At 72.8% G+C, this 13,142-nt stretch carries 11 protein-coding genes and 1 pseudogene; 8 read left to right on the forward strand and 4 right to left on the reverse strand.

Going from position 1 to position 13,142, the window contains the following annotated elements:
• Positions 1-81: 81 nt before the first annotated feature.
• A pseudogene (locus tag ABZZ79_RS15750) lies at positions 82-905 on the reverse strand (thiolase domain-containing protein); the annotation flags it as partial.
• Between the two features lie 241 nt (positions 906-1,146).
• On the opposite strand from ABZZ79_RS15750, the gene ABZZ79_RS15755 reads away from it, so the two are divergent.
• The 8 genes from ABZZ79_RS15755 to ABZZ79_RS15790 all read left to right on the forward strand — a co-directional run bounded on the left by ABZZ79_RS15755 (position 1,147) and on the right by ABZZ79_RS15790 (position 10,665).
• Complete coding sequence (locus tag ABZZ79_RS15755; RefSeq protein ID WP_356689489.1) at positions 1,147-3,822, forward strand: LuxR C-terminal-related transcriptional regulator; 2,676 nt, start codon at positions 1,147-1,149, stop codon at positions 3,820-3,822.
• Positions 3,823-4,016: 194 nt separating this feature from the next.
• Complete coding sequence (locus tag ABZZ79_RS15760) at positions 4,017-5,636, forward strand: MFS transporter (protein ID WP_356689490.1); 1,620 nt, start codon at positions 4,017-4,019, stop codon at positions 5,634-5,636.
• Positions 5,633-6,163: a hypothetical protein gene (locus tag ABZZ79_RS15765; protein ID WP_356689491.1), complete on the forward strand. Its 531-nt coding sequence runs from the start codon at positions 5,633-5,635 to the stop codon at positions 6,161-6,163. The genes ABZZ79_RS15760 and ABZZ79_RS15765 overlap by 4 nt, the downstream gene beginning before the upstream one ends.
• A 136-nt stretch (positions 6,164-6,299) precedes the next feature.
• Positions 6,300-6,497, forward strand: a complete 198-nt coding sequence (locus ABZZ79_RS15770; RefSeq protein WP_356689492.1) for a hypothetical protein — start codon at positions 6,300-6,302, stop codon at positions 6,495-6,497.
• A 323-nt stretch (positions 6,498-6,820) separates the two neighbouring features.
• Entirely contained in the window at positions 6,821-7,450 is a 630-nt protein-coding gene (locus tag ABZZ79_RS15775) for a DUF308 domain-containing protein (protein ID WP_356689493.1), read from the forward strand.
• 130 nt (positions 7,451-7,580) lie between these two features.
• Positions 7,581-8,048: an SHOCT domain-containing protein gene (locus tag ABZZ79_RS15780; protein WP_356689494.1), complete on the forward strand. Its 468-nt coding sequence runs from the start codon at positions 7,581-7,583 to the stop codon at positions 8,046-8,048.
• A gap of 30 nt (positions 8,049-8,078) precedes the next feature.
• Complete coding sequence (locus ABZZ79_RS15785; RefSeq protein ID WP_356689495.1) at positions 8,079-8,510, forward strand: hypothetical protein; 432 nt, start codon at positions 8,079-8,081, stop codon at positions 8,508-8,510.
• Between the two features lie 145 nt (positions 8,511-8,655).
• A complete protein-coding gene (locus ABZZ79_RS15790) occupies positions 8,656-10,665 on the forward strand; it encodes a sulfatase (protein WP_356689496.1) in 2,010 nt (669 codons plus the stop codon).
• Here the strand turns inward: ABZZ79_RS15790 and ABZZ79_RS15795 are convergent.
• The 3 genes from ABZZ79_RS15795 to ABZZ79_RS15805 all read right to left on the reverse strand — a co-directional run bounded on the left by ABZZ79_RS15795 (position 10,602) and on the right by ABZZ79_RS15805 (position 13,128).
• Complete coding sequence (locus ABZZ79_RS15795; protein ID WP_356689497.1) at positions 10,602-11,441, reverse strand: alpha/beta hydrolase; 840 nt, start codon at positions 11,439-11,441, stop codon at positions 10,602-10,604. The two genes, ABZZ79_RS15790 and ABZZ79_RS15795, sit on opposite strands and share 64 nt — an antisense overlap.
• 729 nt (positions 11,442-12,170) lie before the next feature.
• A complete protein-coding gene (locus ABZZ79_RS15800; protein WP_356689498.1) occupies positions 12,171-12,515 on the reverse strand; it encodes a hypothetical protein in 345 nt (114 codons plus the stop codon).
• Positions 12,516-12,627: 112 nt separating this feature from the next.
• A complete protein-coding gene (locus ABZZ79_RS15805; RefSeq protein ID WP_356689499.1) occupies positions 12,628-13,128 on the reverse strand; it encodes a MarR family transcriptional regulator in 501 nt (166 codons plus the stop codon).
• Positions 13,129-13,142: the final 14 nt, after the last annotated feature.

Genomic DNA, 13,142 nt, shown 5'->3' on the forward strand with positions numbered 1-13,142 from the left:
CGTGCTCCTCCCGGTTCGCGTCGTCCGCGGCCAGCCTAGCGATCGTCCCGCGCCCCGGACAGGCCGCGTGTGGACGACCTTTCAGGACTGTGGGGGCCGCGCGCCCACCAGCCACACGGAGAAGAACTGCGAGCCGCCGCCGTAGGCGTGGCCCAGCACCCGGCGGGCCCGCTCCAGCTGGTGCTCCCCCGCCTGCCCGCGCACCTGGAGCGCGGCGTCCGCGAAGCGGATCATGCCGGAGGCGCCGATGGGGTTGGTGGACAGCACGCCGCCCGACATGTTGACCGGCAGATCGCCGTCCAGCTCGGTCACCCCCGCCTCGGTGAGCTTCCAGCCCTCGCCCTCGGCGGCGAAGCCGAGGTTCTCCAGCCACATCGGCTCGTACCAGGAGAACGGCACGTACAACTCGACCGCGTCGATCTCCCTGCGCGGGTCGGTGATGCCGGCCTGCCGGTAGACGTCGGCGGCGCAGTCCTTGCCGGCCTGCGGGGAGACGAAGTCCTTGCCCGCGAACAGGGTCGGCTCGCTGCGCATCGCGCCGCCCAGCATCCAGGCGGGCGGCCGCGGCGCGCGGGCCGCGCCGGCGCGGCCGGTGAGCACGATCGCGCAGGCCCCGTCGGAGGAGGGGCAGGTCTCGGAGTAGCGGATCGGGGTCCAGAGCATCGGCGAGGACTGGACCCGCTCCAGGGTGATGCCGTGCTCGTGGAGGTGCGCGTAGGGGTTCTTGAGCGCGTTGCGGCGGTCCTTGTACGCCACCAGCGAGCCGACCGTGTCCGGGCCCCGCTGCGCCGCATGTAGGCGCGCACGTGCGGGGCGAAGTAGTCGCCCGCCCCGGCCAGCAGCGGCTGCTGGAAGGGGATCGGCAGGGACAGGCCCCACATGGCGTTGGACTCGGACTGCTTCTCGCACCGGTCCTCACCTCCGCCGATACCTGCCCTCACCACCACCGGCATCCGCCCTCACCTCTGCCGAGCCCACGGAACGGCACCTGCCCTCACCTCCGCCGAGCCCATCGAACGGCACCTGTCCGGTCCAGGCGCCCCGGGCCCCCGGCCCCCGTCCGCCGGGCGGACCCGCGGGAGAGCTGAGATCCTTGGAAAGGGAGAGGGGGCACTGCCAGGGGGTGTGAGGGACGGTGGTGTCGTCATGAGCGCGCAGGACGGAAAGGGGGACGGATCGGCGGAGCAGGACGTCGATCCGCTCGGGGACCCTTACCTGCCCGTGCGGACGGCCGTACCGGCCAGGCCCCACACCTTCCTGCGCCGCGAACGGCTGCGCGCACGGCTCGACGCGGGTCTGGGCACACCGCTGATCATGGTCAACGGCGCCGCCGGCGCGGGCAAGACCCTGCTGGTGGCCGACTGGGCGGCCGGTCTGGAGCAGCCCGCCGTCTGGTTCACCGTCGGGGCGGGCGAGGCCCCCGGCCAGTTCTGGGCGTATCTGCTGGAGGCACTGCGCACCCGGGGCGTGCCCGTTCCGGAGGACGTCGGCTGCCCGGCGGACGCCAACCAGGTGGACCACAAACTGCTGTCCCGGCTCGCCGTCGGGCTCAGCGGGCTGGACCGGCCCGTCGTCGTGGTGCTCGACGAGTTCGACCGGGTGACCTCGGACGACCTGACCGAGCAGGTGGAGTTCGTCCTGCACCACGCGGCACGGGGGCTGCGCCTGGTCCTGGTCACCCGTAACGAGCCGCTGCTGCCGCTGCACCGGTACCGCGCCGCCGGCACCATGACGGAGATCCGCAACGCCGAGCTGGCCTTCACCCCCGAGGAGGCGGCCGCGCTGCTGCGGCTGCACGGACTGGACCTGAGTGTGCAGGCCGCGGGCTCTCTGGTGGAGCGGACCGGGGGCTGGGCGGCGGGCCTGCGGTTGTGCGCGCTCGCGGCGCGGGAGGCCGGGGACCCGACGACGTACCTGAAGGAGTTCGAGGCCGGGCAGAGCACGGTCGCCGACTTCCTGCTGGCCGAGGTGCTCAAGCGGCAGCCGTCCGAGACGCAGGAGCTGCTGCTGCGGGTCAGCGTCCTGGAGCGGTTCTGCCCCGACCTGGCGAACACGCTGACCGGCCGGACCGACGCCGGGCCGATCCTGGACGAGCTCCGCCGCCAGAACGCGTTCGTCGACCAGCTGGGGCACTCCTGGTACCGGCTGCACCCCCTGTTCGGGGAGATCCTGCGGTCCCATCTGGAGGTACGGGCGCCCGGCCTGGCACCCGAGCTGCACGCACGGGCCGCCCGGTGGCTGCGGCACGCCGGGTTCCTGTCCGAGGCGCTCGCCCATGGCGCCGCCGCCGAGGACTGGGAGTTCACCGCCGGGGCGCTGGTCGACGAGCTCGCCATCGGGGAACTGTTCACGGGCCTGCGAACCGACACGATGGACGAGCTGTTCTCCCGGATGTCGCCCGAGGCACGCAGCCCCGCGGCGGATCTCGTCCGGGCGGCCCGCGCGCTGTCCCACTGCGATGTCGACCACGGCCTGGCCCATCTCCACCGCGCCGAGGAGACGCTGGCCACCGAGGCGTCCGAGCCCGCCGCGGCCCGGCTGAGCGCCGCGCTGCTGGAGGTGCACACCGCCCGGCTGGGCGGCAACCCCGATCGGGCGGAGAAGGCCGCCGAGCGGGCTCGGCAGCTTCGGGTGGAGGTCCCCGAGCGGCTGCTGGACGAGCATCCCGAGCTGAACGCGCTGCTGCTGACGCACCTGGGCACCGCGCGGCTGTGGGCGGGACGGTTCGACGAGGCGCGCGAGGCCCTGTCCGCGGTCGTCGGGGCGGCGGGCGAGGCCGCGACGGCGCTGCCTCGTCAGGAGTGCCTGGGCCATCTCGCGCTCATCGACTACCTCGCCGGCTGGCCGAGCCGGGCGGAGCGCAAGGCGCTCGCGGCGCAGGCCGAGACGGAACGGTTCGGCCTGCCCCCGTCGGCCGGCTCCGGCGTCGGCCCCCTGGTGCGGGCCGCCGTGGCGGTCGAACGCGACGAACTGGGCGAGGCCCAGGGCCTGCTTGACGAGGTCGCGACGTCCGGTCTGGTGGGCCAGGACCCGGTGCTGGAAGCGGGCCGGGCCATCGCCAGGGGGCGGCTGCTGCTGGCCCTCGGGGACGCCAGGGCCGCGCTCGCCGCTGCCGAGCCGGTGGCCGCCGCCGGGCTCGGCTCCCCGTGGGTCCAGGGCCAGGCGGCCGCCATCGCCGGGGCCGCCCACCTGGCCGAGGGCCGCCCGGAGGATGCGGTGCGCACCCTGCTGGACGTGCCGGACGATCAGGTGGCCTGCCGGGTCGAGGCGGCCCGCGCCCTGGTCTCGGCGGGCCGGCCCGACCGTGCGATGGCCGTGCTCGACGCCGTACCGCCCGGGGTCGCCGCGGGTCCGGCGGTCACCGTCCGGGCGCTGCTGGTGCGGGCGCAGGCCGCCGACCGGGCCGGGGACGGCGCCGGCGCGCGCCGGGCGCTCGGCCGCGCGCTGGCCCTCGCCCGCCGCGAACGGCTGCGGCGGCCGTTCCTGGAGGCCGGACCCTGGGTCCAGCCGCTGCTGGACACCGACCCGCTGGCCGCGCTGGCCGACGGCTGGCTCAGCCTCGGTCCCCGCCCGCCGGGCAGCGGGGCCCACGCGAAGCGCCGGACGGCCGGGCCGGAACCGCTGGTGGTGGAGGAGCTCAGTGCCCGCGAGCACGACGTCCTGGTGCGGCTGTCCCGGATGATGTCCACGGAGGAGATCGCCGACGATCTCCATGTGTCCGTGAACACCGTGAAGACGCACCTCAAGAGCGTCTACCGCAAGCTGGCGGTGAACCGGCGCACCGAAGCCGTGCGCCGCGGACGCGAACGCGGGCTGCTGTGACCCGGGGAGTGGCGTTCGGACGCCGGCATGATCCGGACGGCGGCCCCTTGATCCCGGTCCGGGCACTCCCCCGTGGCGGGTGAGGCGCCGCTCCGGGGTTTCGGGTGCCATGGCAGCGGCGGCGCAACTCGCCTCCGCCCGGATGCCCGCAGGCCGGGTCGGGGCCGATCGGTCGACGTGATCGAGGTGACAGGGTGCGGCACTGGCAAGCTCTGATGGTCCTCGGGACGGCCCAGTTCCTGATGGTGCTGGACACCTCCGTCATGAACGTCTCGATCAGCCAGCTGGTGGAGGACTTCGACACCGAGGTCACCGCCATCCAGGCCGTCATCACGCTGTACGCGCTGGTGATGGCCGCGTTCATGATCGTCGGCGGCAAGCTCGGCGACATCCTGGGCCGCCGCCGGCTGTTCCTGGTCGGCCTGGTCGTCTACGCCGTGGGCTCGGCGCTCACCGCGGCCGCCCCGACCGTCTGGGTGCTGGCCCTGGGCTGGTCGGTCATCGAGGGCCTGGGCGCCGCGCTGGTGCTGCCCGCGATGGCCGCGCTCGTCGCCGAGTCGTACCGGGGCGCGGACCGGGCCGTCGCCTACGGCGTCATCGGCGGTCTGGCCGGCGCGGGCATCGCCGTGGGTCCCCTGCTGGGCGGCTGGGTGACGACGTATCTCACCTGGCGGCTGGTCTTCGCCGGGGAGGTCGTGGTGGTCCTGGCCATGCTGCTCTGCAGGCGCGTGATCCGGGAGACCCCGATGACCGGACCGCGCCCCCGGCTGGACGTGGTCGGTGCCGTCCTCTCCGCGACCGGGCTGGCGCTGGGCGTGCTGGGTGTGCTGCAGAGCGGCACCTGGGGCTGGGTGGAGCCGCGGAACCCGCCGTTCACGGTCTTCGGGTTCGCCCCGACGCTGTTCGTCATCGGTGCCTCGGTGGCCGTTCTCGCCGGGTTCGTCCGCTGGCAGCACCACCGGGTCGCCCTCGGCGCCGACCCCTTGGTGCATCTGCCGCTGATACGCAGGCCCGCCGTGCGGTCCGGACTGCTGACGCTGCTCAGCCAGAACCTCATCCTGCTCGGGCTGTTCTTCGCCATCCCGCTGTATCTCCAAGTGGTCCAGGGCTTCGACGCCTTCGAGACCGGGCTGCGGCTGCTCCCGGTCTCGGTGAGCATGGTCGTCGCCTCGTTCTGCGCCTCGCGGTTCGGACGCGGGGTGAGCCCGCGCCGGATGGTCAGGGTGGCCCTGCTGACACTGGCCGCGTCCGTCGTGTGGCTGCTGGCCACCATCGACCCGGTCATCGACGACGGTCAGTTCGCGGGCGCGATGGCCCTGCTGGGCATCGGCATGGGCCTGCTGGTGTCGCAACTGGGCAACGTGGTCCAGTCGGGCGCCACCGAGAACGAACGCAGCGAGGCCGGCGGTCTGCAGTACACGGCGCAGAATCTGGGGTCGGCGCTGGGCACCGCGTTCATCGGGTCACTGCTGATCGGGGCCCTCGCCACCGCGTTCACCACCCAGATCGAGGACAATCCGGCGGTGTCGGACGCGGCCCGCGAGCAGACCGGCATCGCCCTGGAGGCCGGGATCTCCTTCGTCCCCGCCGACCAGATCCGTACGACCGCCGAGGAGGCCGGGCTGCCCCCCGCCGAGGTGGACGCCCTGACGGAGTCCTATGCGTCCGCGCAGCTCAAGGGCCTGAAGGCCGGTGTCCTCGCGGCCGGCGCGATCACCCTGGCGAGCTTCCTCGTCACCTCGCAGCTGCCCGGCGCGCCGGTGGGCGGCGCCGACGCCGACGCCCCGCGCCCCGGGGCCGGGAAGAAGCGGTGACTCCTCTGCCGCGGCGGGCCCACGACACCGCGGCCGCCGCGCGGCGCGCCGAGCGGCGGGCCCACACCGACTACACGGGGGGTGTGTACGGCTCGATGCTCGCCGCCTCCGTGGTGCTGGGCGCGGGCACCCTCGGCGAGTTCCCTCGTGTGCAGCTGGTGCTGACGCTGCTGCTGACCGGCACGGTGTTCTGGCTGGCGCATGTGCACGCCCAGGTGTTCGGGGCCCGGCTGGCGCAGGACCCGCTGGACTTCGGGGCCGTGTTGCGGGTGTGCCGCGAGGAGTGGCCGATCCTGCGGGCCGCCGTGCCGCCGGCCGTCGCGGTGGCCGTCAGTCCGCTGCTGGGCCTGGACGTGGCGGGCGCCGCGTGGCTGGCACTGGGCGTCGCCGTGGCGGGTCAGGTGGGCTGGTCGGCCGAGGCGGCCCGGCGGGCGGGTGCCTCCTGGGGGCTGGTCGCAGCCTCCGCCTGTGTCAACCTCCTGTTCGGCCTGGCGATCGTCGCGCTGAAGCTGATGCTCAAACACTGAGGCCGCACGGCGCACGCCCACGGCCGTCGGCCCTGGTTCACCTGTTCGGGGTGAAGCCGAACGGGTGAACGGGAGGGACGATCGCAGTGCGGGGCCCACTCCGCCCACCCCCACGCCACCCGCGGGAGGGCAGCTCATGCGCTACGAGATCCGCGTCGACGGGCTCATGTCGGAAACGATGACCAAGGCGTTCCCGGAGCTGGAGCACGTGGTCATGTCCGGCCAGACCGTCCTGTTCGGCCCGGTCATCGACGAGGCCCAGCTGTACGGACTGCTGGCCCGCTGTCAGTCCCTGGGGCTACGGGTGGTGGAGATGCGGCGGGTGCCGGAGTGAGGCGCTCGGGGTCGAGGCCGTTTTGCCGGAGCAAGGCCCCGCGCGGGCGTCACGGTGGGGGTGGGCGCACTGTCCGCCGTCATGTCCGGCCTTCTGCCACCCCCTGCTTGCCACTCCTGCGCCCCCGTTTCCGGGCGACGGTCCGTGTCCGCCCTCACCGGCGCTCCCCTCGCCCGGATCACCCGTCGTGGGTGATCCGGGCGTCCGGCGGACGCGGCAGGGTGGGCCGCGAGGGTTCTCCGCAGCCCGTCCCGCCGGCTGCCCGCCGGCACGCCCAACCGAACCGCCGAACCGCCGAACCGCCGAACCGCCGAGGGGGAGCCATGACCGAATCGCGCACATCGGCACAGCCTGCCGCGTCAGGACCGGGGTCCGGCGGGGCCGACACCGAACAGGCGCTGGCGGAGCTCGGCCGTTCGTGGACCTGGCTGCTCGCGTCGGCGTTCGCCACGCTGATCCCCGGCATCCTGCTGCTGGTCTGGCCGGATGTCACGCTGCACGTGGTCGCGGTCCTCATCGGGCTGTATCTGCTCGTGGGCGGTGTCTTCCGGTTCGTGGCGGTGTTCGCCCAGGAACGCGGCGACCGGCTCACCGGGCTGCTGCTCGCGGTGCTGTTCGTGCTGGCCGGGGTGCTGTGTCTGCGCAACCCGCTGCAGACCATCGCGGCGCTGTCGGTGATCGTCGGAGTGGTGTGGCTGGTGTCCGGGATGCTGACCGCCTACGCGGCGATCGCCACGAAGAGCCTTCCGCACCGCGGGTTCGTCTTCGGCGCGGCCCTGCTCGGCATCGTCGCGGGCATCGTGGTGCTCGCCCTGCCGAGCGAGTCGGCGGTGGCGCTGACCCGGTTGCTGGGCCTGTGGATGGTGCTGATGGGTGTGGTGGAGGGTGCCGTCGCCTTCGCCTGGCGGTCCGCGCTGCGCCGCGCGGGCGTCGGCGGGCATCCGGCACCTTGAGCGGGCCGCTCCCGGGCGCCCGGGGCCCTGCGCGATCACCCGATTCGGGTGAGGGCGGCGGGTGCCGAGCCGGGCACGCTGAGAGTGCAGTCAACGGCTACCCGGCACGGGGCCGGGACGGAGGCAGAAGATGAGCACTGCGACCTACCTCGCGTACGACTACCCGCTGCTGAGCATGTTCTGGACCATGCTGTGGTTCTTCCTGTGGATCCTGTGGTTCATCCTGCTCTTCCGGATCATCGTCGACATCTTCCGTGACGACGGTATGAGCGGCTGGGCCAAGGCGGGCTGGCTCGTGTTCGTGATCCTGCTGCCCTTCCTCGGCGTCCTGGTCTACGTGATCGCGCGGGGCAAGAACATGGGGCGCCGGGAGATCGACCAGGCCCGTCAGCAGCAGCAGCAGTTCGACGACTACGTCCGGGAGACCGCCGGCAGCGGACGCCCGTCCAGCGCCGACGAGCTGACGAAGCTGTCGCAGCTGCGGGCCAGCGGCCACATCTCCGAGGACGAGTACCGCCGCGCCAAGGAACTGGTGCTGTCGGGCCACGGACCGGCGGGCGCCAAGCACGAACCCACTGCCCCGGCCGCCGGCACCTGAGTCCGGCACCGTAGGGAGAGGAGCAACCACATGACCACGACCCCCTCCGCGACCGGCGCCGGCCGGCCCTCGTCGGCGAAGCAGAGCTGGGCCGAGGGACTGACGGTCTTCGCCGCCGTGATGCTGATGATCGAGGGAATCCTCGACATCATGCGCGGCATCATGGCGATCGCCGACGACGACGTCTTCCTCACCACCCCGAACTACGTGTTCCAGTTCGATCTGACCTCCTGGGGCTGGATCCATCTGATCCTCGGCGTGCTCGCCCTTCTGGTGGCCTACGGACTGTTCACCGGGGCGACCTGGTCGCGGGTGGCCGGCGTGGTGATCGCCTCGCTCGTCATCATCGCCAACTTCCTGTCCCTGCCCTACTATCCGGTGTGGTCGATCGTCGCGATCGCCATCTCCGCTCTGGTGATCTGGGCTCTGTGCGTGAAGCGCACCGGGACCACCGGCCCGTGAGCCGACACGGTCGCGCGGAGCACCGCCCGCGGCGGTGAGACACCGCCCTCGCGCGTAGCGTGTGCGTCCGGCCCGCCCGGCGTCTGAACGTAAGGCGACGGCGGGCCGTACGCATGTCTACGGGCCAGGTACGGGAGGACCACGGGTGTCGCAGGGCGCGGGGCAACCGACGGACGCGGAGGCGCAGGAGACGGAGCCGGAGCCGGAGGAAACGGAGCCGGAGCAGACGGAGCCGGAGCAGACAGCGAGGGCGGAGCAGACAGAGGGGTCGGAGCCGGAGCCGGAGCGCGCCGGGCAGGAGCAGGCCGAGTCGGACCCCGAGCGGGAGCGCACCGGGCGGGAACAGTCCTCGTTGGCCCCCGGGCGGGAACAGGCCTCGTCGGACGCCGGGCGGGAACCGGCCTCGTCGGAGCGGACCGGCCGGGAGGAGGCCGAGGCCCCGGCCGGGCGCCCCGGACCGCGCGGATGGCGGCAGCGGCATCCGCGCACGGTCCGGGGCGCCGCCGTGACCGCCTCCGTCCTGGCCGTGGCCCTGCCCCTGTGCGCCCTGCTCCTGCCCAACCGCCTGGAAAGGCTGTCGTTCGGGGCGTTCCTGCGCATCCCCGCCGAGGGGGTCCTGCTGGCCGGGCTGCTGCTCGTGCTGCCGCCCAGGCCCCGGCGTATCGCGGCGGTCGCCACGGGGGTGTTCCTCGGTCTGGTCACCGTCCTGAAGTGCCTGGACATGGGCTTCTACCAGGTACTGGCCCGCCCCTTCGACCTGGTCCTGGACTGGATCCTGCTCGACGACGCCGTGGAGTTCGTCCACGAGTCGTTCGGGCGGACGGGTCAAGTGCTCGCCGTGGGCGGGGCGTCGGTGCTGCTGGTCGTGGTGGTCGCGCTGATGACCTGGTCGACGACGCGGCTGGCGCGGCTGATGGACCGTCACCGTCCGGTGGCGGCACGGACGACGGTGATCCTCGGCACCGCGTGGATCGTGTGTGTCACCTTCGCCGTGCCGGGCGTCGGTGTCCCGCTGGCCACCAGGGGCACATCCGAATTCCTGGGCAACCGTGTGGAGATGGTGCGCGCGGGGATCGAGGACGCCGAGGTCTTCGAGAAGGAGGCGGCGGTCGACGCGTTCGCCGCCACTCCGCCGGACCGGCTGCTGACCGGACTGCGCGGCAAGGACGTGCTGTTCACGTTCGTCGAGAGCTACGGCCGGACCGCGATCGAGGACCCTGACATGGCCGCGCGGGTGGGCGCGGTGCTGGCCGACGGCACCGCGTCACTGAAGGCGGCCGGGTTCGAGGCGCGCAGCGGCTGGCTGCGCTCCCCGGTGACGGGCGCGGGCAGCTGGCTGGCGCACTCCACCTTCCTGTCCGGTCTGTGGATCAAGAACCAGCAGCGCTACCGCAGTCTGACCACGAGCGACCGTATGACGCTCACCGGCTACTTCCGCAGGTCGGGTGCGTGGCGCACGGTCGGCATCGTGCCGGGGGTGCGCCGCGCGTGGCCCGAGGGCCGGTACTTCGGCCTGGACCACATCTACGACTCGGAGCATCTCGGCTACCGGGGCCCGTACTTCAGCTGGACGCCGGTCCCGGACCAGTTCAGCATGGAGGCCTTCGAACGCCTGGAGCACGGCCGCGCCGGCCGGGGTCCGCTGATGGCCGAGATCATCCTCGCCTCCAGCCACAACCCCTGGGCGCCGGTCGCGCACATGATCGACTGGGAGGACCTCGGCGACGGCTCGGTGTTCCACGGCATCGCGGCCGAGGGCAAGGACCCGGAGGAGGTGTGGCGGGACCCCGACAGCGTGCGCACCGAGTACCGGCGGGCCATCGAGTACTCGCTGCGCAGCCTGACCGGCTGGCTGGAGCGCTACGGCGACGAGAACACCGTCCTGGTCTTCCTCGGCGACCACCAGCCGGTGCCGACGGTGACGGCCGGCAGCACCAGCCGCGACGTCCCGGTCACGCTCGTCGCCCGCGATCCGAAGGTGCTGGACCGGATCGCCGACTGGGGCTGGACCGAGGGCCTCAAGCCCGCGCGCACCGCCCCGGTGTGGGACATGGACCGCTTCCGGGACCGCTTCATGACGGCCTACGGCGATCAGCCCGCGAAGAAGCCCGCGACCCGGTCGGCGAACCACTCCGGGTCGTCCAGCCAGGGGTAGTGACCCGCGCCCGGCTGCACCACGAGCTCGGCGTGCGGGAATACCTCCGCGGCACGCCGGGCGAGCTCCGGCCGGGGACCGCCGTCGGCCGCGCCCGCGTACACGAGCACGGGCGCGGTGAGGGCGGCGAGCGCGGCCCGGGTGGCGGGCGGGTCGTAGGCGCCCTCGGACCCGTAGCGCTCGCACGCCTCCTCGTTGGTCTGCTCCAGGTCGCTCGCGGCGTGCGCGGCGGCGGTCTCGTCCCAGCGGCCGTAGAAGAAGGGCAGGAAGACGTCGTCGAAGTCGCCGCCGCCGGTGAGCCACTTCTCGTAGGCGGGGAAGGCCCGCGGGAACCACGGCTCGCTCTCCCGCGGCCGGGCCGCCGCGAGCCGGTGCTCGGGCGTGGCGGGCATGCCGAGGGCCCACGGCGTGGCGGTGATCAGCGCCAGCCGCCGCACACGCGCCGGGTACCGGGCGGCGTAGAGCATCGCCAGACTGCCGCCCGCCGAGTGCGCGAGCAGGTCCATCCGTTCCAGGCCGAGGTGGACGCGCAGCGCCTCCACGTCGTCCACGAGCCGGTCGCAGCGGTACGTCGCCGGGTCCGCGGGTACGGCGGAGTCGCCGGTGCCGCGCAGGTCGAGCAGGGCCAGCGGGCGCCGCGCGGCGAGTCCGCCCAGGTCGCCGAGGTAGGCCGAGGCACGCATCGGACCTCCGGGCAGGACGACCACGGGCTCACCACTCCCCCCGAGCGAGTGGTGAGCCAGAAGGGTCCCGTCGTACGCGGCGAAGGTCGGCATGCGGCCGATCATGTGCGTCGGGCGACCGGGTCGGCAAGGGACTTTCGGCACGGCCGAAGCCCCGGCCCCGCCGGCGGGACGCGGACCCGGGAGGGCACGGACGTCACGCCAGGGTGCGGCCGCGGCGGCGCAGCTCGCCGTTGAACGGGAACCGCCCGCCATCCAGCCCGTTCCGAAGCCGGGCGAAGTCGGCCGGCCCGGGGTTGAACCCGGCGGCCGGGACGACCGGCCGGACCACCCCCTTCGGCCCTCGCCGCAGTACACGCGGGCGCTGCCGCCGGGCAGCGGCCACTCCTCGTCGGGCGGGGGCGCCGCCGGTGTGCCCAGCGGGGTCACGAGTCCTATTGCGGCGGCGGCTCTCCTGACCTTGTCGACCTGCCCGTGTCGACCTTGTTGTCCGCCATGAACATCCCTTCGCTGCTGACGGCAGTTGCTCAGAAGCAGCTTTGACCAGGCAAATACCGCTTCACTCATGCATTTGGCATATTTCACCAATCGGGATGATCGCCGTCCATGTGTTGTCGCCCCACCGGTTCGCGACGCGCGCCGAGAAGGCCGGGACCGACCCCTTGCCAGGCCCCCGCACGCCTGGACAACTGATCTCCAGCACCTCGACCGAATGATCGGTCGTCCGAATTGATGCGGTTGGTGAGGGAGGCGTCCCCATGGCGGACACGACGGAAGGAACGGGACGGCCTTGTCGCCTCGCCGAGTTCGACTGGTGGCGTTTCAGCGTGCGCGTTTCGCCGCAGCGGTGTCGGGCGGGGCCTGGCCCATCATTGCCAGCATCGCCTGCCAGGGTGTTCCGTCGAAGATCAGCCTGATCGATGTGATTCCGGCGCCGTCGAGGCGGAAGTGTTCGGCGGTGTGCTGGGTGCCGGCTGGGGTGGCGGTATGCACGTCGTAGACGAGTGTGGCCTCGCTCTCGCCGTACAGTTCGCTGATCATGTCGACGCCGGTGACTACCTGGAGGAATCCGGGAAGCCCGGCCAGGTGGCCGACGGGATCCTCGGAGCCCATCAGCGGGCTTTGGAAGGTGAACGGCTCGGCAAGGTGCGCGACAGCTGCGGGCACGTCCCCACTGAACCTGGCGTCGTGATAGCCCCGGACGATCTGCCGGGTCCGGGTCTCGGGTGTCATCGCGGCGCGGTCCTTTGGTCGCTTCTTCGGACGGTGGATGTCCGGTTCACGGCTGGGTGGTGTTCGTCCCGTCGGCCTGGCTCAGGTGTTGGTCGAGTCGATGCTGGTTCTCGACGAGGCGCAGGCACAGATGCCGCAGCTGGGTCACTTCGGCGGGCGTGAATCCGCGGAAGACCGCTGCCATGGCGGCCTGGGTGGGTCGACGGAAGGAGTCCACCCAGGCCAGCCCGGCGGGTGTGACCCGGGCCAGTACTGAACGGCGGTCACGCCGGTCGGGGATCCGCTCAGCCAGTCCGTCGCGTTCGAGGGTGTCGACCAGTCCGGTGACATTGCGTGAGCTCACTCCGGCCGCCTGGGCCAACGCGCCAATGCTGATCCCATCATCGGATGCGGCGCTCAGACGGATCAGGAGGTCGAGCGCCCCCGCGCTCAGCCCTCGCCCCTCGGCCCCGCGGGCACGCAAGCGTTCGATGGCGTGGAAGGCTCCGCGGACCGCTCCTGCGCCTTCGAGGGCCAAGGTGTCCTCTCCTGCGGTGAACTGGGCCATGGCAGACCTCACCC

Origin of the sequence: Streptomyces sp. NPDC006458 (assembly GCF_040612135.1) — a bacterium.
GTDB lineage: Bacteria > Actinomycetota > Actinomycetes > Streptomycetales > Streptomycetaceae > Streptomyces.